Raw genomic sequence first — 23203 nt, 5'->3', positions numbered from 1 at the left:
TCAATCCTCGAGGCCGAAGCGCTTCATCTTGCCGCGCAGGCCCACGCGCGACAGGCCGAGTTCCAGCGCCGCCCGGGTCTTGTTCCAGCGGTGGCGCAGCAGCGTCTCGCGCAGCAGCATGGCCTCCACGGCATCCAGCCGCTCGGCCAGGGTGCCGCTGGACGGCAGCGCCTGCGCCTGGGCCGGGACGCTGCGCCCGGCCTGGCCCTGCAGCACCCGCGACGAGAAGGCGGCCGCGCCCATCTCCTCGCCCTCGCTCAGCGCCACGGCCCGCGAGATCTCGTTGCGCAGCTCACGGATGTTGCCGGGCCACGGATAGGCCAGCAGCGCCGCCAGCGCGTCGTCGCCCAGCCGGACCTGCCCGCGGCCGAGAGCAGGCGCGATCTCGGCCAGCAGGCGGCGGGCGATGGGCCCGATGTCGCCGCTGCGTTCGCGCAACGGAGGCACGGTGAAGGTGACGCAGGCGATGCGGTAGTAGAGGTCTTCACGGAACAGGCCGTCGCGCACGCGCTGCTCCAGGTCGCGGTGGGTCGCCGCGATCACCCGCACGTCCACCGGCACCACGCGCGTCGCACCGACGGGGCGCACCTCGCCTTCCTGCAGCACGCGCAGCAGGCGCAGCTGGAAGGCGGGCGAGGTCTCGCCGATCTCGTCCAGGAAGATGGTGCCGCCATGGGCGCGCTGGAACAGGCCCACGTGGTCTTCGAAGGCGCCCGTGAAGGCGCCCCGCTTGTGGCCGAAGAGTTCCGATTCGAGCAGCGTGTCCGTCAGGGCCGCGCAGTTCTCGACCACGAAGGCGCCCGCGGCGCGCGGACTGGCGTAGTGCATGGCGCGGGCCAGCAGCTCCTTGCCCGTCCCCGATTCGCCCTGCACCAGCACGCTCAGGTCCACGCGGGCGATGCGCTCGGCCAGCGCGCAGACGGCGTCCATGGGGCTGCCGGGCAGGCGCTCGATGCGGTCGAAGTCGAAGGTGGCGCGCGCGCGGTCGAGCTTGCGTTCGGCCCGCTGGCGCAGCACCGGCGTGCTGGTGCGCAGCTCCAGGTCGAGCCGGTTCATGTCGCGCTGCAGCGTGCGCGCCTCGGCCGCATTGCGCACCGTGCCCAGCAGGTGCTGGGGGATCCAGGGCTTGAGGATGTACTGGTAGATGCCGGCGTCGTTGATGCCGGCAATGATGTCCTCGGAATCGGTATAGCCCGAGATGACGATGCGCACCGTGTCGGGCCAGCGCTCGCGCACCTCCTTCAGGAAGGCCACGCCGGTGAGGCCGGGCATGCGCTGGTCGCACAGGATGACGCTCACCTCCTGCCGCTCCAGGTGGACGCGCGCCTGGTCGGCCCCGCTGGCGGTGAGCACCACGAAGTCTTCGTCCAGCGTGCGGCGCAGGGCGTCCTGCGAGCGCACCTCGTCGTCGACGACCAGCACGACGGGCAATGGCTGCGCGGGGCTCATACGCGACGGTGGGAGTCGAGACCGAAGAAGTGGCGGTGCATGCGGGGCGTGGATCCTGGCGACGGTGGCGATGGGGGCGATGCGCCTTGTGCCTGGCGGCGCGCCGGATTGTGCGACAGGGCCCGGGTGCGCGCCCGTCGCGGCGGGGTCAGCAGATGCGCGGCAGCTGCTCGCCGCTGAGCCAGTCGACGACGCGGCGGCCGCCGAAGCGGGTGGCCATCTGCACGAAGTGGTGCGGGTCTTCCGTGACGCTGCCGATGCGGGCCGCCGCCGTGCCGTGCGGATGCGCCCGCATGGCCGCGAGCACCGCCTCGGCCGCCTCGGGTGCGCAGACGGCCACCAGCTTGCCCTCGTTGGCCACGTAGAGCGGGTCCAGCCCCAGCAGCTCGCAGGCCGCGTCCACCTGCGGCTTGACCGGGATGGCGGCCTCCTCCAGCAGCATGCCCACTCCGGACTGGCGGGCGATCTCGTTCAGCGTCGTCGCCAGGCCGCCGCGCGTGGGGTCGCGCAGCACCCGCACGCCGCCCGGCGCCGCGGCCAGCATGTTGGCCACCAGGCCGTGCAGCGCGGCGGAGTCCGACTCGATGGTGGTCTCGAACTCCAGCGACTCGCGCTGGGACATCACGGCCACGCCGTGGTCGCCGATGGTGCCGGACAGCAGGACGACGTTGCCTGGCCGCGCATTGGCGCCCGAGACGTCCACGCCCGCCGGCACGACGCCGATGCCGGTCGTGCTGATGAAGACGCCGTCGCCCTTGCCCTGCTCCACCACCTTGGTGTCGCCGGTGATGACGGGCACGCCTGCCTCCCGGGCGGCGGCGGCCATGGCGTCGACCACGCGCTTGAGCTCGGCCAGGGGAAAGCCCTCTTCGAGGATGAAGCTGGCCGAGAGGTACAGCGGCCGGGCGCCGCACATGGCCACGTCGTTGATCGTGCCGTGCACGGCCAGAGAGCCCAGGTCGCCGCCGGGAAAGAAGAGCGGCGAGACCACATGGGCGTCGGTGGCCATCACCATGCGGGCGCCCACCGGGATGGCGAAGGCGGCGCCGTCGTTGCCCTGGGCGAGCCATTCGTTGGCCAGCGCCGCCTGGAACAGCTCCTCGATGAGCTGGGCCGAGGCCCGTCCGCCTGCGCCGTGGCTCATGTCCACCCGGCCATGGCGGATGTCCAGCGGGCGGATGTAGCCCTTCTTCGTTGGGGCGCTCACGCGACGGCCTCCACGCGCACCGGGATGTCCCGGAAGCGCCCGTACGAGTAATGCGCCGCGCAGGCGCCCTCGGACGACACCATGCACGAGCCCACCGGGTTCTCGGGCGTGCAGACGGTGCCGAAGATCCTGCAGTCGGTCGGCTTCTTCACGCCTCGCAGGATGGCCCCGCACTCGCAGGCCTTGTTGTCGGGCACCGCGCGGTAGTCCAGACCGAAGCGCCGCTCGGCGTCGAACTCGGCATAGCCCGGCCGGATCTTCAACGCGCTGTGCGGCACCTCGCCCAGGCCGCGCCACTCGAAGCTCGGACGCAGTTCCAGCACCTCGTCCACCAGCGCCTGCGCATGGCGGTTGCCTTCGCGGGTGACGGCGCGGGTGAACTCGTTCTCCACCTCCGCGCGGCCCTCGTTGACCTGGCGAACCAGCATCAGCACGGCCTGCATCACGTCCAGCGGCTCGAAGCCGGCGATGACCACCGGCTTGCGGTAGGCCGCGGCAAAGGGTTCGTAGGGTGCGGAGCCGATGACGATGCTCACATGCGCGGGGCCCACGAAGCCGTCCAGCGGCACGGTGCCGTACTGCCGCACCTCGGGCGATTCGAGGATGTGGGTGATGGCCGCGGGCGTCAGCACATGGCAGCACAGCACGCTGAAGTTCTTCAAGCCCTCGTCGCGGGCGCGCTGGAGGGTGAGGGCCGTGGGCGGGGTCGTGGTCTCGAAGCCGATGGCGAAGAAGACCACCTCGCGGCCCGGCTCGCGGCGCGCGATCTCCAGCGCATCGGCGCCGGAATAGACCATGCGGATGTCGCCGCCCCGCGCCTTGGCCCGCACGAGCGACAGGCCGTCTGAGGCGGGCACGCGCATGGTGTCGCCGTAGGTGCAGACGATGGCGCCGCGCTCCTGCGCCAGCTGGATGGCCAGGTCGATGCGCCCGATGGGCAGCACGCACACCGGGCAGCCCGGGCCATGCACCATGCGCACGTTGGCCGGCAGCAGCTCGGCGACGCCGTAGCGCGAGATGGCATGCGTGTGGCCGCCGCAGAACTCCATGAAGCTGTACTGCCGGTCGGGCCGGGCTTCGGCCTGCAGCCGGTCGGCGATCTTGCGGGCGATGTCGCCGTCGCGGAACTCGTCGATGTACTTCATGTCACTGCGCCTCCTGCGCGGCGAGTTCGCCGAACAGACGCAGCGTGCGTTCGGCCTCCTCGGGGTCGATGCGGCCGATGGCGTGGCCGACGTGGACGATGACGTAGTCGCCGACCGTCGCCTCGGGCACGAGGGCGATGGAGATCTGCTTGCGGATGCCGCCGAGGTCGACGAGGGCCTGCGCGCCGGGGCGGATCTCGATCAGGCGGGTGGGAATGGCTAGGCACATGGGGCGGCCTCGGTCAGGTTGCCAGTTGTTGGGCGGCGACCCAGGCCTGGCCCAGGGCCAGGCCGGCATCGCCGCAGTTCGTGGAGCGCGGCGCGAACACGCGCAGGCCGTGCGACGCAAGCCGCGCGCCGAGCTGCGCCGTCAGCACCGCATTGAAGAAGCAGCCCCCGCCGAGGCAGACGGTGCGGGTGCCGGTTTCGCGTGCGGCTGCGGCAGCCCAGTCCGCCAGCGCTTCGGCAAGCGACACATGGAACCAGGCGGCGGCCTCGCCGGGCTCGGTCGCGTCCAGCAGGCGGGCGAGCAGGGGCCGCAGATCCAGGCGCGCCAGCGCATGAGGGTCGACCAGATCGCGCCGCGGTGGCACGCCGGCCTGCGCCAGGTGCTGTGCGGCCAGCGTCTCCAGCGCGATGGCCGCCTCGGCCTCGTGCGCCTGCCTGACGCTCAGGCCGAGCGCACCCGCGGCGGCGTCGAACCAGCGTCCGGCGCTGCTGGTGACGGGGCAGTTCAGTCCTGCGGCCAGCATGCGCTGCACGGCCCGGGCTGCCGGCGCGCCGACGGCGGGGCCGAAGCGCGCCTCGATCTCGTCGCCGCGCCCAAGGGCATGCAGGGCCGACGCGGCCATGCGCCAGGGCTCGCGCGCGGCCACGTCGCCGCCGGGCAGCTGCAGCGGCCACAGCCCGCCGATGCGGCGCCAGTCGCGCGGCGCCACCCACAGCAGCTCGCCGCCCCAGGCCGTGCCGTCGGTGCCCAGGCCCACGCCGTCGAGGGCCAGGCCGACGACGGGCTCCTGCAGGCCATGGTCGGCCATGACGACGCCGATGTGCGCATGGTGGTGCTGCACCGGCACGGCCGGCACACCCCAGGCCGCGGCCAGTTCGACGGCCAGGCGGGTGCTGAAGAAGTCGGGGTGCAGGTCGTGCGCGACGCCAGCCGGGGGCCGGCGCGATTCGGCAGCCAAGCGCCGCACCGAGGCATCCAGCGCGCGGCAGGCCTCGGGGTCGCCGAGGTCGCCATGCACGGGCGACCACTGGGCGTCGCCGCCGTCGAGCAGGCAGGCCGCGTTCTTCAGCCAGGCGCCGAAGGCGAGCACGGCCGGCATCAGCTTTCCAGCGCGGCGCGGGCCTGGGCCAGCTCGGCCTCGAGCGCGGCGACGCGGGCGCGCAGCGCATGCGGGCTGGCGTCCCGGGGCGCCGTCCATTCGAGCAGCCAGTCGAGCCAGGCATCCATGCCCTGGCCCGTCGTCGCCGAAAGCTGCAGCACCTGCAGCGTCGGGTTGACGCGCCGGGCCATGTCGATGCAGCGCTGCACGTCGAAACGCAGGTGCGGCAGCAGGTCGACCTTGTTCAGCACCATCAGCTCGGCGGCGGCGAACATGTCGGGGTACTTGAGCGGCTTGTCCTCGCCCTCGGTCACCGACAGCACGACCACCTTGGCGGCCTCCCCCAGGTCCCACAGCGCCGGGCAGACGAGATTGCCGACGTTCTCGATGAAGAGCAGGCTGCCGGCCGCATCGCCATGGTGGTGGTGATCGTGGCCGTGCAGCTGGCCGAAGGCCTCGGCCACCATCGGTGCATCGAGGTGGCAGCCCTTGCCGGTGTTGACCTGCACGGCCGGCGCGCCGGTGGCGCGGATGCGGTCGGCGTCGAAGCTGGTCTGCTGGTCGCCTTCGATGACGGCCACGTCCACATGCGGTGCGCGGTGCTTGAGCGCCTCGATGGTGGCGCACAGCAGGGTGGTCTTGCCCGAGCCGGGGCTGGACAGCAGGTTGAGCGCCGTCACGCCATGGGCCTGGAAGTGGCCGCGGTTCTGCCGGGCGATGCGGCGGTTCTCCCCGAGGATGTCGGCCTCCAGCTTGACCGTGCGGGCCTGGCTCATGCCCGGCACCGACACGCGCGCCGCGCCGGCACCGAAATGCAGGTCGCCATGCTTCGGGTCCACGTGGACATGGCCGTGATCGTGGCCGTGCTCATGGGCATGACCATCACCGTGCCCATGGCCTTCTTCGTGCCCATGGCCGTGGGCCTGGGTCGCTCCGTCGCCGCCGTCGGCGCATCCGCACACCACACACATCGTCGTCTCCTCAATCGTCTACCAACAGGTCCAGCACCCGCAGCTCGGTCCCGTCCGTGGGCTGGAGCTGATGGCTGCCGCAGTGCGGGCAAGGGTCGCCGCGGCGGGCCAGCGGCACGGTCGCGGCGCAGGGCAGGCACCAGGCCTGGCCATCGGTTTCTTCGATGGCGATCTCGGCGCCCTGCAGAACGGTGCCGGGGGCGATGGCCTCCAGCGCAAAGCGCAGGGCCCGCACCTCGACGCCGGCCAGCCGTCCGGCTTCCAGCCGCAGCACGGTCACGCGCCCGAAGGCCTCGCGCTGCGCGGCGTCTTCCACGAGCTTCAGGATGCCTCCGGCAAGGCTGGCTTCATGCATGGGCGCGTTCCTCTTGCGTGGGCTGCGCCTCGACCTCGAAGCGCACGCAGGGATCGTAAGCCGCCACCAGCGCCGCGATGCGACGCTGCGCCAGGGCGCCCTGCGCCGGATGCAGCTGCTCCAGCGCCGTGGCGACGGGGCCGTGGGCGTGGAAGTTCCATTCCGTCGGCGCGAGCACCTGGTAGGCCGCCACGCGCCCCGCCTCGTCCAGGATGACGTGGTGGACGAGCAGGCCGCGCGCCATCTCCGCCCACGCCAGCCCTTCGCCGGGCGCGACCTGGCGCGCGCCGAACGCCAGCCAGCCGCTGCCGCTGCGGCCCGATTCGTCGGGCAGGCTCAGCCGCACCAGCTCCGCGATGCGCGCGCCCAGCCGCTGCCAGGGCGTCGCCGGCATGGGACGGGCGGCGTCGTTCACGCGGGTCCAGCTGCCGGTTTCGGCCTCATGGTCCTGCCAGCGCGGCTGGCGGGTGAAGCCGGGCGTGCCGCGCAGGCTGGCGGCGAGCCGGTGCAGCGATGCGGCGTCGGCATGCACATGCAGCGGTGCGGCCGCGCGCACCGGCCAGTCGGCGGCCCGGCGTGCGTCGCGCGCCAGCGCGGGCAACCAGCCCGGGCTGCCGTCGCTCCAGTCGGCCCACCAGCCGGGCGAGGATTCCCAGCCGCGCAGCCAGTCGGCGGGCGGCATGGCCAGCAGATGCTGCTGCAGCCACAGGCGGGTGTCGCGCGGGTCGGCCTCTCGCAGGCGCAGGGCCGGGCAGGACTGCAGCGAACGGGTCGCGCCGGGCGCTGCGTCAGGCGCCAGCGCGGCGGGCCAGTCCAGGCCGATGCGGCGCACGTGCTCGCACAGCGTCTCGTGCTGCAGCGTGCGGGCCGCCGCGGCATCGACGGGTGCGTCGCCGTGCTGTGCCGCGTGCAAAGCCATCTGCGCGCACAGCCGGTGGGCATGCCCGCACAGGCTGTAGAGGCTGGCCAGCAGCCCCGGCACCTCGGCCGGCGCCTTGCCCTGCGCTAGCCTGCCGGCCCAGTCGGGCCGGTCGTTGCGCAGGTTCTGCGGCCGAGGCGCACCCGGCCGCAGCCGCAGCACACCGGCCAGGCCGTCCAGGCCGGTCACGGCCGCGCCTCGACGGCCGAGCGGCCGAGCAGGAAGCCGCGGCGCCCTTTCGAGACCGCCGGCGCGGGCGGCCGCAACGCGTCCAGCACCGCCCGCGCGGTCGCGCGGGCCTGGGCCTGGTCGGCGAACTCGAACATGGGCGAGGCGAGGGAGCAGGCTTCGTAGGCGCCCAGACCGGCCTCGCAGGCGCCGATGAATTGGAAGCGCGTGTTGCCGACTGCTCTCAACCGCGCCTGCCCCACCCCGTCGGTCCGTGCGTCGGGCTGCAGCGGCAGCCACACGAGGTTCATGAACCAGGGCGTCAGCAGCACCCCCACCGTGGCCGGCGGCTCCTGCGGCTCGACCGGCACGGGCTCGAAGCCCACGGCCTCGACCTGCAGCGCGGCATGGAGCACCGGCACGCCCGCCATGCGGGTGCGCTCGACATGGCGGAACAGCGCCACCAGCGCCTGCACGCGCGCCGCCAGGTCGCTCATGGCGCCAGCACCATGAACTGGTCGGCATCGCCATCGCACTGGGGGCAGCGCCACCAGGCCGGCAGGTCGGCGAAGGCGGTGCCGGGCGGCACCTGCCAGACTTCGTCGCCCAGGGCCGGGTCGTAGACCCACCAGCAGATCTTGCATTCGAGCCGCGCCTCGGCCGGCAGGCGCGCGGCGTCGCCCAGGTAGCTGCCTTCGAAGCTCATGCCCGCCCCTCGCCCACCACCACGGCGGTCGGTCCCCCGAGGGGATGCGTGGCGGCCTGGGAGCGTCCCGGCGCCCGGCACGCCCTCATGCCTGCTCCACCCACGCCAGCACCTCCTTCAGGCGCTCCAGCGAGTCCTCGAGGTCCTCGGCGGCCGCCTGGGCCACCTCGGGCAGTTCGCTGATCTCGACGGTGTTGAGGATGACCACGTCCTGCGAGTTGTAGTAGACGACCCGCCAGGTGTGGGGCCGCAGCGTGTTGGTGATGCGGCAGTTGCCGTAGCCGCGCGACAGGATCAGCACGCGCCCGGTGCCCAGGTGGTGGTCGAGGAAGCCGATGTCCTCCACCGACATGGGCAGCAGCGTGAGGTTGACCACGTGCGCCGCCTGGCCCGGGCGCCAGACGCGCCATTGGTCCTCGATCTCGGCGAGCAGGGCCGGCGCGTTCTGCACGTTGGGCGGCAACGCGCCCTGCCAGCGCGGCACGACGGGGTCGACGTCCTGCCGGGCCACCTGCTTGAGCACCTCGGGGATGGCGCCGAGCTCGATGGCATCGGCCACCACGCGGCCCTGGGCCGTGGTCACCACGCGCCAGACGCCGGCGAACACGGCCTCCTGCACCTGCACGGCCAGCCCGGCCTCCTGCACCTGCACGGCCAGCCCGGCCTCACCGGCGGGGTGCACGACGGCGCTGACCTCGCCCTCGCCCAGCACCTGGTTGACCAGCGCGAGGTCGGCGGCGTCCAGACCGGCAAGGTCGACCTGGCGCGTGCCGGCGCCCTGGCAGACGGCCTCCAGCTGGGCCAGCGCCTCGCGCAGCGCCGCATGCGCGCGCTCGCGGCCGGCGAGCTGCTCGGGTTCCGGGAGCAGTGGCGCGCGGAAAGTCTCCATGCCCTGGGGCATGGGCATGTAGTCGAGCACCTCGTCCTCGACCTGGCTGCCGGGGCCGATGCTGCGCACGGGGATGGGGAAGTCTTTCATGGGGTGTCCGCAGTCGAGGGGTTCAGTGGCAGCCGGCGCCATCGGCGGCGGCGGAGACCAGGGGAATGCCGATGCCCGGCGGGCGCGAGACGGGTGCGGCGAGCGCCTCCTCGGTCTTGCGCAGGAAGACGTCCCAGTCGTGCATGCCGGGCAGCGTCGTCACGTACTGGCCGTCGCGCAGGAAGAGCAGCGTCGGCCAGCGCTGTGCGCCATAGCGGCGGGCCACGGCCTCCTCGTCGTGGCGGCGGACCACACCGATCGCGAAGCGGCCCGGCAGGCTGCGCTGCAGCTCGGGCAGCACGACGGCCACGTCCAGTCCTTCCGGATGGCGCACCGGGTCGCCCGCGAGCAGGACGACCCGGTCGCCGCCCTCGGCGGCCCAGGCGTCGAGGGTGTCGGCATCCACCCAGGTGGCGCCGCAGGATTCGGCCAGGCGGCGCACCAGCGGCGAGGTGTCCGGCACGGACTTGGGGGCCTGCACGGGCAGGCTCAGCAGGGATTCGGTGCTCATGGGGTGGTCTCCGTGATGGGGGTGGCGCCCGTCAGCGCGGACAGGTCCGCGGCGCTCAGTTGCGAAGGCAGGGCGAAGGCGGCGTCCAGCCCGGCGCTGCCGCCGTTCTGCGCCGCGGCCAGCAGGTCCAGCGTGGCGTTCACTTCCGCGGCGCGTTCCGGCGAGATGCGCTCCTGCGCGCTGTCCAGGAACACGAGCAGCCAGTCGCCGATCCGCGGCTCGCCGATCAGCGCGGTGCGCACGCGGCGGCGCTCGCCGCGGCCCTCGCACAGGGCATGACCGGGCTCGAGCGCCAGCACCTGCATGGGAATGCCGATGCACATGGTCAGGACGCCTCCCGCGTGGGCATGAAGCGCTCGTCGCCGGTGCGGCAGGCCAGGTCTTCGCCCGGCCGCTGCGACTCGTAGCGGCCGAGGGCCAGTTCGGCGAAGGTGACGCTCTCGACCTCGCTCAGCGGCCGCTGCCGCGGCGCGGGCTGTGCGCCCCAGCGGCGCAGCGTGTCCACGCCGAGCGCGAGCGCGTCCTCCAGCGCCTGCCGCACCGCCGGGCGCAGGCTGCCGCCGTAGTCCTCGATCTCCTCGGGCTGGCAGCCGATCAGCAGCACCTCCTGCGGGTACTTCTCGGTCAGCAGGGCCAGCATCAGCACTTCCTGGAAGCCGGTCTGGTGCAGGCTCATCTTCTTGGCGCCCATGAAGCGGGGCACGTCCTCGTTCTCGACCCGCCGGAGTTCGCCCGGCGCCAGGCCGTAGTCGATGGCGTCGAAGATCAGCAGCCGGCCGGCCTGCTGCACATGCTGCATCAGGTACAGGCCCTGGGTGCCGCCGTCGATGAGCTGCACATGGGATGCGAATTCGTAGCGCTGCTGCAGGGCCTCGACGCAGCGCACGCCGAAGCCTTCGTCGGCCCAGAGCACGTTGCCGATGCCCAGCACGCAGATCGTCTCGGGCCTGTCACCCGAGGGGTGACAGGCGTTTTCGGGCGCAGTGGGGCGTAGCGGGTCCATGGCGGGGCGGATCAGGGGTGGGTGCCCGGGCGCGACTGGGCGCGCATCTGCTTCCAGAGGTGGAAGCTGTCCCAGGCGGACTGCATGGCGAGCAGGAAGGCGGTGTCGCTGCCGAACACCAGGGCGCAGCGCAGGGCGGTGTCGGGCGACACGGCGCGCTGGCCATGCACGATCTCGTGCAGGCGCCGCCGCGACATGCCCAGGCGCCGCGCAGCGTCGCTCTGGTTGATGGCCAGCGGCGCGAGGTAGTGCCGCTGCAGGAAGCGGCCCGGGTGGGTCGGCAGGCGCACCGGCACGCCCGCAGGCGGGCGCCGCGGCAACGGGTCGGTGCGCTGCACGAGGCTCATGGCCGGTTCAGTCCTTGAACGTCCGGTGGCCGGAGATCATGGTGCTCACCACGCTGGAGCGGCCCATGATGTCTTCGCGGATGGCCGCGTAGATGTGCAGGATGATGAAGCAGACCAGCGCCCACATGCCCACGTGGTGCCAGGTGTGCACGTCCTGCGACTGGCCGAACAGCGGGATCACCCAGCCGAAGAGCCGGTCCTGCCAGGAGTCGCGCTGCGCGCCTTCGGCATACAGCGCGAAGCCGGTGACGATCATGAACAGCGTCAGCAGAAGGAAGCCGAAGAACATCGCGAAGCGCGCCAGCGGGTTGTGGCCCACATAGCGCCCGGGCCGGGCGGCCACGAAGGCATACCACTTGATCATGCCCCACATCTCGGCCCAGTAGGCGCGCTGGAACAGCGGTACCCAGAAGAGCTCGCGGGCATGGTGGTTGCCCACCAGCGCCCAGTAGAGGCGGCCGATCAGCCCCACCGCCAGCACATAGCCGGCGGCGAAGTGGGCGAAGCGGATGTAGCCCATCAGGTAGTTGGCGCTGGCCTCGCCGGGCTGCGTGGGCAGCGGCGAGCCGATGAAGTAGCCCGTCAGCGCCAGCACGGTGATGGCCGCGGCGTTGACCCAGTGCCAGATGCGCACCGGCGCTTCGTAGACGTAGACCGACTTGATCGAGCGTGCAGCGGCGACCTCGCCGGCATCGGTGATGTCGTCGCGCGAGAGGCCGTGATGGGAGGTGCTGGTATGGGACATGGCAGCGTCCTTCTGCGGTGACCGGTTCAGAGGCGCCCGGCCAGCAGCACCAGGCCGCTCAGGCCCATCAGGCCCGCGGCCGTGCGCCACGCCCAGCCGCGACCCGCCTGCAGCCAGCTGCCCGCGGCAAGGCCGGCACCATGCAGCAGGGCCGAGGCCGTCATGAAGCCGATCGCATAGCCGGCGAAGGAATGGCCTGCGCGCAGCTCGGCGCCGTGCGCCATGCCATGCAACAGCGCCGCCAGGCCCACCAGCGCCAGGCCCGCGGGGACGGGCAACCGCAGCGTCGTCGAGCGGGCCGCGATCATCAGCGCACCCAGCGCGACGACGCTCAGCGCGACACCGGCCTCCACGCCCGGCAGTTGCACGCCGAACTGCGGCAGTGCCGCGCCCACGAGCAGCATCGCGAGGAAGACGGCCGGCCCGGCCAGCCGCCGCCCCGCCGGCAGCGCCGCCGCCGACCACAGGCCCACGGCCAGCATGGCCAGCAGGTGGTCGAAGCCGGAGAAGGGATGGGCCAGGCCATCGACGAAGCTTTCCGTGCCGTGTCCCGGGTGGGCCTGGGCGGCACCCGCCGCCAGCAGGGCCAGCACGGCCAGGCCGCCGCGGCAGGCCTTCGTGTTCGAGCGTTGCATGGTGTGTCTCCTGTTCTTGTGGGGGTCAGCGCACCTTGACGGTGGTGAGTTCCTGGCCGTCGGGGCTCATCACATGCGTGGAGCAAGCCAGGCAGGGGTCGAAGGAATGCAGCGTGCGCAGGATCTCCACCGGCTGCTCCGGGTTGACCATGGGCGTGTTCATCAGGCTGGCCTCGAAGGCGCCGATCTGGCCCTTGGTGTCGCGCGGCGAGCCGTTCCAGGTGGTGGGCACCACGCACTGGTAGTTCTCGATGCGGCCGTCCTTGATGCGGATCCAGTGGCCCAGCGCGCCGCGGGGTGCCGCGACCGTGCCCACGCCCTTGGCCTCCTTGGGCCAGGTGGCCGGGTCCCATTTCTCGACGTTGGCGGTCGCGAGGTCGCCGGCCTTGATGTTGGCGATGAGTTCCTTGTAGTCGTCCAGCATCATCTCGCCGCAGTATTGCGATTCCAGCGCCCGGGCCAGCGTGCGACCGATGGTGGTGGGCAGCAGCTGTTTGGCGGTGTAGTCGGTCGTCGGCAGGCCCAGGGCCTTGGGGAAGTCGGTGTTGATGATGCGCGCCGAGCTTTCGACCTGCTCCTTCACGCGCTGCGAGTACTTGTGGCCCTTGAGTGCATGGGCGTAGCCGAGGATGTAGCGCGACAGCGGCCCCACCTCCACCGCATGGCCGCGCCAGCGTGGCGACTTGATCCAGGAGTACTTGGCGCTTTCGTCCAGCTCCTGGATGTGGGTGCGCGTGCCCTTGGTCTTGGCACCCAGCTCGTAGTTGGGCTCGGTGACGCCGTCCCAGGGATGCAGGCCCTTGGTCTCGTCGGCGTACTTGTACCAACTGTGGGCCACGAACTCCTGCACCTGCTCGGGGTCGCGCGGGTCCACCGGCTGGATCGCGTCCCAGTTGCCGCCGATGATGGCGCCGCCGGGCAGCTGCTGCGTTCCGGCCTGGCCCATCACCTTCTCGTAGGTGCCGTAGTCCATCACGTTGGTGGCCGACAGGCCGCCGCCGTGCAGCCAGCCCGCCTGCTTGTAGAGCGTGCCGATGGCCAGCACGTCCGGGATGTAGACGTTGTTGTTGAACTCGATCATTTCCCGGATGCGGGCCTCGACGAAGTTGAGGCGCTCCATGTTGATGGGCGCGCCCGCGGCGCCCGTGCCGTCGAGGTTGATCGCGCAGGGCACGCCACCCACCAGGTAGTTGGGGTGCGGGTTCTTGCCGCCGAAGATGGTGTGCACCTTGACCCATTCCTTCTGCAGGTCCAGCGCCTCCAGGTAGTGGGTCACGGCCATCAGGTTGGCCTCGGGCGGCAGCACATAGGCCTTGCTGCCCCAGTAGCCGTTCATGAAGGGGCCGAGCTGGCCGCTCTCGACGAACTTCTTGAGGCGGTTCTGGATGTCGCGGAAGTAGCCCGGCGAGGACAGCGGGTGCGAGGGCGACACCGTCTGCTGCAGCTCGCTGGTCTTCCTGGGGTCCGCCTTCAGGGCAGACACCACGTCCACCCAGTCCAGCGCATGCAGGTGGTAGAAGTGCACGGCATGGTCGTGCACCTGCAGCGTCTTGGCCATGATCTCGCGGATCAGGTAGGCGTTCTTTGGGATGGTGATGCCCAGCGCGTCCTCCACCGCCCGCACCGAGGTCAGCGCGTGGCAGCCGGTGCACACGCCGCAGATGCGCTCCACGAAGGCCCAGGCATCGCGCGGGTCGCGGCCCTTGAGGATGACCTCCAGCCCGCGCCACATCGTCCCGGTGGAGACGGCATTGCGGATCACGTTGTTGCTGTCGACGTTGACCTCGCAGCGCATGTGGCCCTCGATGCGGGTCACCGGGTCGACGACGATGCGCCGCCCGGAGTTGTCCATCTTGAAGCCTTGAGTTTCGTAGGCACCCATGTCGTGTCGTCTCCGTCTCAGACCCTGGAGGTCGTGTCCGTGCTCTGCTCGCGCTTCTGCGAGGCGCGCTTGATGGCCGAGGCGGCCGCGTGGGCCACCGCGGCGGCGCCCACCACGCCGGCTGCCGTGGCGCCGACCTTGTCGGCGTTCGCCTCGATGCCGAACTGGTGGATGTCGGTCAGGCGGTTGTAGAACGAGCCCTTGTCCCAGAAGCCGTCCTCGGAGCAGCCGATGCAGCCGTGGCCGGCCTTGATCGGGAAGCTCGTACCCTCGTTCCACATCACCGTGGAGCAGGCGTTGTAGGTGGTCGGGCCCTTGCAGCCGACCTTGTAGAGGCAGTAGCCCTTGCGCGCGGACTCGTCGTCGAAGGCCTCGACGAACTGGCCGGCGTCGAAGTGCGGCCGGCGGTAGCACTTGTCGTGGATGCGCTGGCTGTAGAACATCTTCGGGCGGCCCTGGCGGTCCAGCTCGGGGATGCGGTCGAAGGTCAGCATGTAGGTGATCACGCCCGTCATCACCTCGGCGATCGGCGGGCAGCCCGGCACCTTGATGATGGGCTTGTCGAAGATGACCTTGTGCACCGGCGTGGCCTGCGTCGGGTTGGGCTTGGCGGCCTGCACGCAGCCCCAGCTGGCGCAGGAGCCCCAGCTGATGATGGCCTTGGCGTCCTTGGCGACATGCTTCAGCTGGTCGATGAAGGGCTTGCCGCCGATGATGCAGCTCATGCCGTCCTGGTTGAGGGGCGGGTTGCCCTCCACGGCCAGGATGTAGTTGCCCTTGTACTTGGTCATGATCTCTTCGAGGATGGCCTCGGCCTGATGGCCGGCAGCAGCCATCAGCGTGTCGTCGTAGTCCAGCGAGATCATCGAGAGCACCACGTCCTTGGCCAGCGGGTGCGCGGAGCGGATGAAGGACTCGGAGCAGCAGGTGCACTCCAGCCCGTGCAGCCACAGCACCGGCGTGCGCGGCTTGGTTTCCATGGCGTGCGCGATCTGCGGCACGAAGGCCGGGCCGAGGCCGAGCGATGTGGCGGTGAGCGAGCAGTACTTGAGCAGGCTGCGGCGCGAGATGCCTTGCCGGCGCATGACCTCGTAGAAGGTTTCCATCTGGGCTTGTCTCCTTGACCTGTGCGGCCTCGTCGTGGGACCGCTCCTCGGCGGCAGGAGCCTTCTTACAAGTCGCGCGCCAGTTCCCGGTCGCTCAGGGAAAACACCGAACGGGGGCGCTTAAGTCGTTGCCACGGCTTGACTTGAAGCCGCGCCCGCGGCGTTGAAACCGGACGCTGCCGAAAGCCGCGCTTCCAGTCGTCGGTCCACACTGGAAGGCCGGCGTCCAGCGTCAGTGCGTCGACGCGAGGTGACGCCGCAGCCGCCGCAGGTTCCACATCACGACCCCCACCACCACCGGCACCAGGGCACCGACCACCCACACCTCGTTGATGCCTGCCATCTTGGCGAGCGGTTTGAGGGCATAGCCCGCCAGGCCCACGCCGTAGTAGCTCATCGCGATGACGGACAGGCCTTCCACCGTCTCCTGCAGCCGCAGCTGCATGCCCTGGCGCCGGTCGAGCGAGGCGAGCAGGGCCTGGTTCTGGCGCTCGCGCTCCACCTCGGAACGCGTCTGCAGCAGCTGCGCGGCGCGGGCGATGCGCCCGGACAGTTCCGCCTGGCGCGCAGCCGTCGCGGCGCAACTGTCGACGGCGGGGCGGAAGCGCCGGTCCAGGAATTCGGACAAGGGCTGGAGGCCGGGCAGCAGCACCTCGCGCAGCTCCGCCATGCGGCGGTCCACGATGCCGCTGTAGGCCCGTGTGGCGGAGAAGCGGGCCCCATGATCGGCCAGCGCCTGCTCCACGCGTGCGGCCAGGCTCACCAGTTCTGCGAGCAGGGCCTCGTCGCCTTCTGCGGCCCCACGGAAGCGCTCCATCAGCGAGGCGAGCTGGGACTCTTCCGCGCCCAGCTCTCCCATGCGGCGCGCGGCCAGCGGCAGGCTCAGCAGGGCCATCATGCGGTAGGTGTCGATCTCCACCAGCCGCTGCACGGTGCGGCCCGCGCGGCGGCGGTTGAGCCGGTGGTCGAACACCAGGAAGCGGGTCACACCGTCCACGGTCCGCAGGTCGGTCATCACGGTGGCGGCGCCCTCGGCGATGCGGTTGCCGACGACCGGCTCGCCGCCGAAGAGGGGCGCCACCTCGCGCACATGCGGCGGCTCGCCCGCGCAGGGCTGCAGCGCCACCAGGGTGGCCGACACCATCTCGCCCGGCAGCCGGGCCAGCCAGCCCGGTGGCAGCACATCCAGCCAGCCGGTGTCGAAGGTGCCGCCCAGGCCATGTTCACCGCGCTCGCAGAAGATGCTCAGGCTGAAGAACTCGGTATGCCGCTCCCACTTGATGCGCAGGCCGCGCCATTGCAGGCGGACGTGGGTCGTGCCCATGGCGTCCGGCGCCGCCGGGTCCAGCTCGGCCAAGTGGGCCAGGCATTGCGCGTCCTGCGCGACGCCGGCCCGCAGCGTGGCCACCGACAGTACCCGGCCCGGGCTGGCCAGCGTCTCGAAGGGCCGCGCGTGGAGTTCGTCGGCCAGGCGCTGGCGCTGCGGGAGTTCGCGCGGGAGGGGCAGTGTCTGCGTGGAGGGCAGGAGGCTCATGGCGCCTTCTGCCGCACATTGCGTGCCTGCCGCGCAGGCCGCCCCTTGCGCGGACGGGCGGCTCAGCGGCTCTGGGCCGGGTCGGCGGCGCAGCGATCGCCGGCCGCCGCCTGCTCATGCGGCAGCACCAGGCCCCACCGCATCGACACCGTTCGCGTGCTGCCCTCGGCCCACGGCACCTCGATGCGGCCCTGGCAGTCCGTCTGTGCCAGCCGGGTTTCCAGCGTGGGCCATTCCGACTGGAAGGGCTGCGTGTCCAGGATCACCACCATGCCGCCCTCGCGTTCCAGCGCACCGGGCGCGATCCAGGGCGAGGTGCGCTCCTCCCCGTCGATCCACAACTGCACCGGCGGACCCAGCTTCAGCGCCACCGCGCCGGCGAACCAGGTGTCGCCCACCAGCAGGGGCAGCGGCCGGTCGGGCACATGGGCATGCCAGACGGCCTGCAGCCGGTCCGCGATCTGCTGCGAGGGCAGGCTGCCGCGCGTGATGTGGCCCCGGCGCGCCTCGCCGCCGCCCTCGGCCCAGGCGCCGCCGATGGCGCCCACCGCGTGGAACAGGCCGGCGGCGGCCAGCAGCACCGCCCAGCGTCGCGGGCGCCAGTGCTCGGCGTCGAGCCCCGGCACGCGCATCGCCAGCCACAGCGGCAGGGGCAGGAAGAAGGTGGTGAACCAGTGGCCGTGCGCCTTGGTGCCCAGCAGGGTGATGGTCACGAGCACCAGCACCACCGGACCGAAGGCCGCCCAGGCCAGGAAGCGCCGGTCCTCGGCCCGGAGCGCGTCGGACGCCGCCGTCCCGTTCGAGGCCGGGGGCGCGCTGGCCCTCGGCCGCAGCGCGAAGGCCAGGGCCACCACCACCAGCATCGGCAGCAGCCGGCCGATCTGCATGCCCAGCTGCTGGCGCAGCTGCAGGGTGCGGTGGTGCCGGTGTCCGTGGCCTTCGACCGAAGCGGCGGCGTAGCCCAGGGTCTGGTCGGTGTGGGTCAGGGCCCAGTAGAGGTGGGGCGACAGCAGCACCAGGGCCACGGCCGCCGCCAGGGCCAGGCCGCGCCAGATGCGCGGCTCACGCCAGCGACCGGCCTGCATCAGCAGCAGGGCGCCCACCGCGAACTGCACCACGGCGCTGTATTTGGTCAGCAGCGAGAGCGCGGCAAACACCCCCAGTGCGATCCAGTGCCGCGGGCGGGCGTCGCCGCGGCACAGCGTGCGCCACAGCATCCACCAGTAGCCGGCCAGCGGCAGCAGCTGCACGGTGTTGTGGTTGAAGACGACGGTGCGCGGCAGGTGGTAGGCCACCAGCGAGGCCAGCACCACCGCCAGCAGCGCCCGCTGCGGCGGCATGCATTCGCGCGCCCAGCGCCACAGCAGGTAGAGCGCGCCGGCCCCGCAGCCCACGCCCGCCACGTAGGTCAGCCAGGGCTCAGGGCCCGCCAGGCGCACCAGCACCGCCATGATCCAGGTGGGCAGCGGCGGGTGCTTGTAGTAACCCCACTGGAAGCGCTGGGCCCAGAACAGCTCTTCCACGTTGTCCCACGGCGGCGACTGGTAGGCGAGCACAGGCGGCAGCGCCCACAGCAACACCAGCGCGGCCAGCACCAGCGCCACGGCGCCGCGCGGCAGTACCTCGCGGGCAGGGATGGCTGGGGCCGTGGGACGGGCGGCAAAGACCGGGAGGGACGACATGGGCGGCGGTTTGTACGACGTTCTGCTTCACCAGCGTCTGACGCACCCGGAGGATGTAGGGCCATTCCGGGCGCCTGTAGGCCTCCCGCATACTGGCGCCCCTTTTCGCTCCGCCACCCTGCCCCGCGCCCCCACATGAGATCGCTGCGCCTGCAACTTGCCGTGTTCTGGGCGCTGCTCATCGCCATCTGTCTGCTGCTCGGCGTGGTGCTGCTCGGGCTGTACCGCCTGAGCCCCGCGATGCAGATGAAGGTGGGCCGCGCCCGGGTCGAGCAGGCCTGCGGGCAGCTCGCCCAGCGCTACACCCAGTCCGCGCCGCCCGCGCCCGACCTGCAGGCCGACCTGGCGCGGGTGCTGCTGCAACTGGTGCTGACCGAGGCGCCCTACGTGGAAGGCGGCATCTGGAGCCGCGACGGCGGCATGGTGGGCTATGCCTACCCCACCTATGAAGGCGCCGGCGTCAAGACCGACGTGCCGCCGGCCGAACGCCCGCTGCTCGAACAACTGGCCCGGCAGGCCGTGGACACCGGCCGCGACCAGGCCCAGCAGGTTCGCGGCAGCCGTGAGCTGCTGATCGTGGCCGCCTGCCCGCTGAACGCCGGCGGTGCCGCTGCCTGGACCATGACCCGCACCCAGCTCGGCGCCGTTGCGGCCGAGGGCGGCCTGCGTGCGGGTGTGGCGGCGCTGGTGGCCGCCATCGTCTTCTCGGGGCTGTGGCTGGGGCTGCTGCTCTACCGCGGCCAGGCCCGGCTGCGGCGGCTGGAGCTCGCGCTGGCCGCCGCGCCGGCCGACGCCATGCCGGTCCTGCCGCGCACGGGTCTGGAAGAGCTGGACCGCATCGTCGCCAGCTACAACGGCTTTGCCGGCCGCTTCGAGGAAGCCCGCGCCGCCGCCCGCGACGCCCAGGCGCAGCGCAGCCGGGACATGCGCCTGGCCGCGCTCGGCCGCATGAGTTCGGCCGTGGCGCACGAGATCCGCAACCCCATCGCCGCGATGCGCCTGAAGGCCGAGAACGCGCTGGCCGGCGACGCGCCGGCGCAGGGCCGCGCGCTGCAGACCATCGTCGGCCAGATCGACCGGCTCGATGCCGTGGTGCAGAGCCTGCTGGCGCTGGTGCAGCCCCTGGAGCTCAAGCCGCAGCCCGTCGACCTGCCCGCCTGGCTGGACGAGCGCCTGGCCGCCGCCACGCCCGCCGCCGCGGCCCGGCAGGTAAGGCTGGTGCTGGCCGAAGGCGCCCCGGCCTGCGCCGTCTTCGACCCCATGCACCTCGCCCGCGCCATCGACAACCTGCTGGACAACGCCGTGCGCCATGCCCGCAGCCCCGGCGGCCAGGTGCGGCTGGTCGCCCACGCCGATGCGGCGCGCGGCCAGTTGGCGATCACGGTCAGCGACGACGGCGAGGGCGTGCCCGAGACCCTGCGCAGCCGCCTGTTCGAGCCCTTCGGCACCGGCCGGGCCGACGGCACCGGCCTGGGCCTGGCGCTGTCGCGCGAGGTGGCCTTCGCCCACGGCGGCGAGCTGCGCCACGAACCCGACGCGCCCGGCGCCCGCTTCATCCTGGAGATGCCATGGCAGACCTGCTGATCGTCGACGACGACGCGGCCTTCGCCGATTCGCTGCGCGAGACGCTCGAGAGCCTGGGCCATGCCGTGCAGACCGCGCCCGGCGGCGAAGAGGGCCTGGCGCTGCTGGGCGCGCACCGCTTCGACCTGGTCTTCCTCGACCACCGCATGCCCGGCATGGACGGCCTGCAGACCCTGGCTGCGATGAACGCGCGGCTGGCACGCCGGCCGCCCGTCATCGTGCTCACGGCCCATGCCGGCAGCGCCGGCACCATCGAGGCCATGCGCCTGGGCGCCTTCGACCACCTGGCCAAGCCGATCAGCCGCGACGCGGTCGTCGACGCCGCGCGCCGCGCGCTGGCCTCGGCCACGCCCGCCTCGGCGGCGCCGGCCCCTCAGCCCGTGGCGGACGACGGTGAGCTGATCGGCGTGAGCGAGGCCATGCGCGAGGTGCACAAGCGCATCGGCCTGGCCGCCGGCAGCCGCGCGCCGGTGCTGGTGATCGGCGAGACGGGCACCGGCAAGGAGCTGGTCGCACGCGCCCTGCATCGCCACTCCGACCGGGCCGACGGGCCCTTCGTGGCCGTCAACTGCGCCGCCATCCCCAAGGACCTGCTGGAAAGCGAGCTGTTCGGCCACGTCAAGGGCGCCTTCACCGGCGCGGTGGCCGAGCGGGCCGGCTGCTTCAAGGCCGCCAACGGCGGCGTGCTGCTGCTCGACGAGATCGGCGACATGGCGCTGGAGGTGCAGGCCAAGCTGCTGCGCGTGCTGCAGGAAGGCGAGGTCACGCCCGTGGGCAGCCACCGCGTGCAGAAGGTGGACGTGCGCGTGGTGGCCGCCACCCACCGTGACCTGGCCCAGGCCGTGCGCGACGGCCGATTCCGCGAAGACCTGCGCTACCGGCTCGACGTGCTGTCGGTGCGCCTGCCGCCACTGCGCGAGCGGCTGGCCGACATCGTGCCGCTGGCCGAGCACTTCCTGCGGCTGGCGGCGGCACCCGGCCCGGCCAAGCGGCTGTCGGCCGAGGCGGCCCGCGCCCTGCTGGCCTACGACTGGCCCGGCAACGTGCGCGAGCTGCGCAATGCCATGGAGCGCTGCCACGCGCTGCAGCGCGGCGCCGTGATCGCGCAGGTCGAGCTGCCGGGAGCGGGAAGCGTGGGCAATGCGGCCGAGGGCATCGGCGGCCTGCCGGCCGACTGGTACGACGGCACCCTGCCCGAGGCCGTGGAGCGGCTGGAGAAGCTGCTGCTGCAGCATGCCCTGGCCGCGGCCGGCGGCAACCGTTCGATGGCGGCCCGGCAACTGGGCATCCATCGGCAGCTGCTCTACACCAAGCTCGCGCAGTACGGGCTGGAGTGACGCCAGGCGCGGGCCGCTGTCCTGTTCCCGGACAGCCGCTGTCCGCCACGCGGCCAACCCACGGCGCCCACCCGCAGCCAAGTCCTTGATCTGCAAGGCAAGCGCGGCTGGCACGTCTTTTGGGACGAGTCAGGCATCCGTCAACAGGAGCCTTCCATGACCTTGACCCGATTCCCCCTTCGCGCCGGCCTGCTCGCCGGCCTCGTCGTCGCCTCCGGCATCGCGGGCGCCCAGCCGGCACCGCAGGCGGTGCCGCCCGCCGCACCCGTGTTTCCGATGACCGATGCGGCCCCGCGGCCCATGGCCGCACCGCGCGCCGGCGCCCTGGCGGCGCCCCTGCCCGAACCGCGTCCGATGCCCGTCGCCGGGCCGATGGCCCTGCCGCCGCCCGCCCAGGCCCAGGCCAGCGTGTCGGGCCCGCTGGCCCGCTGGCTGATCAACCCCAACGGCGAAGCCGACGGCCTGCTGCTGCAGGACGGCACGCAGGTGAGCTTTCCCCCGCACCTCTCGGCCGAGCTGACGGCCCTGGCCCAGCCCGGCGAGCGCATCGACGTGAGCGGCTGGCGGGCCACCGACGGCGGCGTGCTGCAGGCGCAGCAGATCGGCGCGCGGGGACGCACGGTGGTCGACCAGCCGCCGGCGCCGGGCGCCGTGCCGCCCGCACCGCGCGCCATGGGCGCCCTGGCCGCGATGGACGCCGGGGGCCGCATCGTCCGCGTGCTCTCCACCGGCCGCGGCGACGTCAACGGCGTGCTGCTGCAGGACGGCACCATCGTGCGCTTTCCGCCGCATGTGGGCCGCATGATCGGCGGCCTGCTGCAACCCGGCGCACCGCTGTATGCGCAGGGCTGGGGCACCCGTGGCCCTCTGGGCACGTCGCTGGAGGCCACGCGCCTCGGCACCTCGCCGCAGGCCCTGCAGGACGTGCTCTCGGGCAGCGTCGACATGCCGGCACCCCGCCCGGGCCCGGCGCCGGGCCCGCAGCGTCGGCCGGTCTGACGTCTTCTTGCGCGGCGCGTTGGCGCCGCGCCACCTTTCCTTCCCTTGTCCAAGAACCCGGAGCATCCATGCCTCATCCCGAAGAAATGATCGACGTCTATGCCGTCGAAGGCCAGTTCCAGCACCTCATCTACAGCCCGCGCGGCGGCTACGAAGGGCTGCTCATCGACACCCACGGCATTCCCACGCAGTTCGTGTTCGACAAGCACGACGAGACCGCCGCCGATGCCTTCGCGAACGTCAAGCCGGGCCAGTCGGTCACGGTGGAAGGCAGCCTGCGCCTGCCTTCCGACAAGGGCGAAGGCGACCACGTGGTCTACGACTTCCACCGACTGAGCCATGTGGCCGGCAGGCCCGTGGACGCGGCAAGCACCGACGGCCCCGTGCGCGGGCGGGTGGTGCGCATCAACCATGCGAAGCACGGCGCGCCCAACGGCGTGGTGCTGGACAGCGGCGACTTCGTGCACCTCAAGCCCGATGGTTTCGTGCATGCCGGCCTGAAGGTCGGCGACGCGGTGGAGGCCGAAGGCCCCGCGCGCCCGCTCGCCGGCGGCAAGGGCCGGGTGATGGAGGCCCGCACCGTCAACGGCCAGCCGCTGCCGCAGCGCTGA

Annotated in this window: 25 protein-coding genes; 4 read left to right on the top strand and 21 right to left on the bottom strand. The window is 72.2% G+C overall.

The genetic code is table 11. From position 1 onward, the window contains the following. From L0984_RS23290 to L0984_RS23190, 21 genes are all read right to left on the bottom strand, one after another. The gene (locus L0984_RS23290; protein ID WP_234196730.1) at positions 1 to 1449 is read right to left on the bottom strand and encodes a sigma-54-dependent transcriptional regulator; all 1449 of its coding nucleotides are present in this window, start codon (positions 1447 to 1449) and stop codon (positions 1 to 3) included. Between the two features lie 148 nt (positions 1450 to 1597). After that, positions 1598 to 2593 carry a hydrogenase expression/formation protein HypE gene (hypE, locus tag L0984_RS23285; RefSeq protein WP_255697603.1) on the bottom strand — a complete coding sequence of 332 codons (996 nt, stop codon included), beginning with the start codon at positions 2591 to 2593 and terminating at the stop codon, positions 1598 to 1600. 59 nt (positions 2594 to 2652) lie between these two features. After that, positions 2653 to 3801: a hydrogenase formation protein HypD gene (gene hypD / locus L0984_RS23280; RefSeq protein WP_234196728.1), complete on the bottom strand. Its 1149-nt coding sequence runs from the start codon at positions 3799 to 3801 to the stop codon at positions 2653 to 2655. A gap of 1 nt (position 3802) precedes the next feature. Further along, positions 3803 to 4030, bottom strand: a complete 228-nt coding sequence (locus L0984_RS23275) for a HypC/HybG/HupF family hydrogenase formation chaperone (protein WP_234196727.1) — start codon at positions 4028 to 4030, stop codon at positions 3803 to 3805. Between the two features lie 13 nt (positions 4031 to 4043). Next, positions 4044 to 5129 (bottom strand): Kae1-like domain-containing protein, encoded by a 1086-nt coding sequence (locus tag L0984_RS23270; RefSeq protein WP_234196726.1) that lies wholly within the window; start codon positions 5127 to 5129, stop codon positions 4044 to 4046. Continuing rightward, positions 5129 to 6100, bottom strand: a complete 972-nt coding sequence (gene hypB / locus L0984_RS23265) for a hydrogenase nickel incorporation protein HypB (protein ID WP_234196725.1) — start codon at positions 6098 to 6100, stop codon at positions 5129 to 5131. Before hypB ends, L0984_RS23270 begins: the two co-directional genes overlap by 1 nt. A gap of 10 nt (positions 6101 to 6110) precedes the next feature. Continuing rightward, entirely contained in the window at positions 6111 to 6455 is a 345-nt protein-coding gene (locus L0984_RS23260; protein WP_114803267.1) for a hydrogenase maturation nickel metallochaperone HypA/HybF, read from the bottom strand. After that, entirely contained in the window at positions 6448 to 7563 is a 1116-nt protein-coding gene (locus L0984_RS23255) for a hypothetical protein (RefSeq protein WP_234196724.1), read from the bottom strand. The genes L0984_RS23260 and L0984_RS23255 overlap by 8 nt, the downstream gene beginning before the upstream one ends. Then, positions 7560 to 8039, bottom strand: a complete 480-nt coding sequence (gene hybE, locus L0984_RS23250; protein WP_234196723.1) for a [NiFe]-hydrogenase assembly chaperone HybE — start codon at positions 8037 to 8039, stop codon at positions 7560 to 7562. The genes L0984_RS23255 and hybE overlap by 4 nt, the downstream gene beginning before the upstream one ends. After that, positions 8036 to 8248: a rubredoxin gene (locus L0984_RS23245; protein ID WP_234196722.1), complete on the bottom strand. Its 213-nt coding sequence runs from the start codon at positions 8246 to 8248 to the stop codon at positions 8036 to 8038. Before L0984_RS23245 ends, hybE begins: the two co-directional genes overlap by 4 nt. 85 nt (positions 8249 to 8333) lie before the next feature. Continuing rightward, positions 8334 to 9227 carry a hydrogenase expression/formation protein gene (locus tag L0984_RS23240; RefSeq protein WP_234196721.1) on the bottom strand — a complete coding sequence of 298 codons (894 nt, stop codon included), beginning with the start codon at positions 9225 to 9227 and terminating at the stop codon, positions 8334 to 8336. Between the two features lie 22 nt (positions 9228 to 9249). Beyond that, entirely contained in the window at positions 9250 to 9738 is a 489-nt protein-coding gene (locus L0984_RS23235; protein WP_234196720.1) for a hydrogenase, read from the bottom strand. Further along, on the bottom strand, positions 9735 to 10061 hold the full coding sequence (locus L0984_RS23230) for a HypC/HybG/HupF family hydrogenase formation chaperone (protein WP_234196719.1): 327 nt from the start codon (positions 10059 to 10061) through the stop codon (positions 9735 to 9737). Before L0984_RS23230 ends, L0984_RS23235 begins: the two co-directional genes overlap by 4 nt. 2 nt (positions 10062 to 10063) lie before the next feature. Then, positions 10064 to 10741 (bottom strand): HyaD/HybD family hydrogenase maturation endopeptidase, encoded by a 678-nt coding sequence (locus L0984_RS23225; protein WP_234196718.1) that lies wholly within the window; start codon positions 10739 to 10741, stop codon positions 10064 to 10066. An 11-nt stretch (positions 10742 to 10752) separates the two neighbouring features. Then, the gene (locus L0984_RS23220; RefSeq protein ID WP_234196717.1) at positions 10753 to 11088 is read right to left on the bottom strand and encodes a HigA family addiction module antitoxin; all 336 of its coding nucleotides are present in this window, start codon (positions 11086 to 11088) and stop codon (positions 10753 to 10755) included. Between the two features lie 7 nt (positions 11089 to 11095). Beyond that, positions 11096 to 11833 (bottom strand): Ni/Fe-hydrogenase, b-type cytochrome subunit, encoded by a 738-nt coding sequence (gene cybH, locus L0984_RS23215; RefSeq protein ID WP_234196716.1) that lies wholly within the window; start codon positions 11831 to 11833, stop codon positions 11096 to 11098. Positions 11834 to 11859: 26 nt separating this feature from the next. Continuing rightward, positions 11860 to 12468, bottom strand: coding sequence for a HupE/UreJ family protein (locus L0984_RS23210; protein ID WP_234196715.1), 609 nt, complete (start codon positions 12466 to 12468; stop codon positions 11860 to 11862). A 25-nt stretch (positions 12469 to 12493) separates the two neighbouring features. Beyond that, on the bottom strand, positions 12494 to 14350 hold the full coding sequence (locus L0984_RS23205) for a nickel-dependent hydrogenase large subunit (RefSeq protein ID WP_234196714.1): 1857 nt from the start codon (positions 14348 to 14350) through the stop codon (positions 12494 to 12496). A 17-nt stretch (positions 14351 to 14367) separates the two neighbouring features. Then, complete coding sequence (locus L0984_RS23200; RefSeq protein ID WP_234196713.1) at positions 14368 to 15456, bottom strand: hydrogenase small subunit; 1089 nt, start codon at positions 15454 to 15456, stop codon at positions 14368 to 14370. A 232-nt stretch (positions 15457 to 15688) separates the two neighbouring features. Further along, on the bottom strand, positions 15689 to 16990 hold the full coding sequence (locus L0984_RS23195) for a DUF3422 family protein (RefSeq protein ID WP_234196712.1): 1302 nt from the start codon (positions 16988 to 16990) through the stop codon (positions 15689 to 15691). A gap of 62 nt (positions 16991 to 17052) precedes the next feature. After that, positions 17053 to 18672: a glycosyltransferase family 39 protein gene (locus L0984_RS23190; RefSeq protein WP_234196711.1), complete on the bottom strand. Its 1620-nt coding sequence runs from the start codon at positions 18670 to 18672 to the stop codon at positions 17053 to 17055. Between the two features lie 135 nt (positions 18673 to 18807). On the opposite strand from L0984_RS23190, the gene L0984_RS23185 reads away from it, so the two are divergent. From L0984_RS23185 to L0984_RS23170, 4 genes are all read left to right on the top strand, one after another. Next, positions 18808 to 20256 carry a sensor histidine kinase gene (locus L0984_RS23185; RefSeq protein ID WP_234196710.1) on the top strand — a complete coding sequence of 483 codons (1449 nt, stop codon included), beginning with the start codon at positions 18808 to 18810 and terminating at the stop codon, positions 20254 to 20256. Next, complete coding sequence (locus L0984_RS23180) at positions 20241 to 21593, top strand: sigma-54-dependent transcriptional regulator (protein WP_234196709.1); 1353 nt, start codon at positions 20241 to 20243, stop codon at positions 21591 to 21593. Before L0984_RS23185 ends, L0984_RS23180 begins: the two co-directional genes overlap by 16 nt. Before the next feature lie 156 nt (positions 21594 to 21749). After that, a complete protein-coding gene (locus L0984_RS23175) occupies positions 21750 to 22592 on the top strand; it encodes a hypothetical protein (RefSeq protein ID WP_234196708.1) in 843 nt (280 codons plus the stop codon). 68 nt (positions 22593 to 22660) lie between these two features. Further along, positions 22661 to 23203: a hypothetical protein gene (locus L0984_RS23170; RefSeq protein WP_234196707.1), complete on the top strand. Its 543-nt coding sequence runs from the start codon at positions 22661 to 22663 to the stop codon at positions 23201 to 23203.

The sequence above is a fragment of the Pseudacidovorax sp. NFM-22 genome (assembly GCF_021401245.1).
Lineage (GTDB): Bacteria > Pseudomonadota > Gammaproteobacteria > Burkholderiales > Burkholderiaceae_C > Xenophilus.
This window is presented reverse-complemented; position numbering and strand designations above follow the sequence as displayed.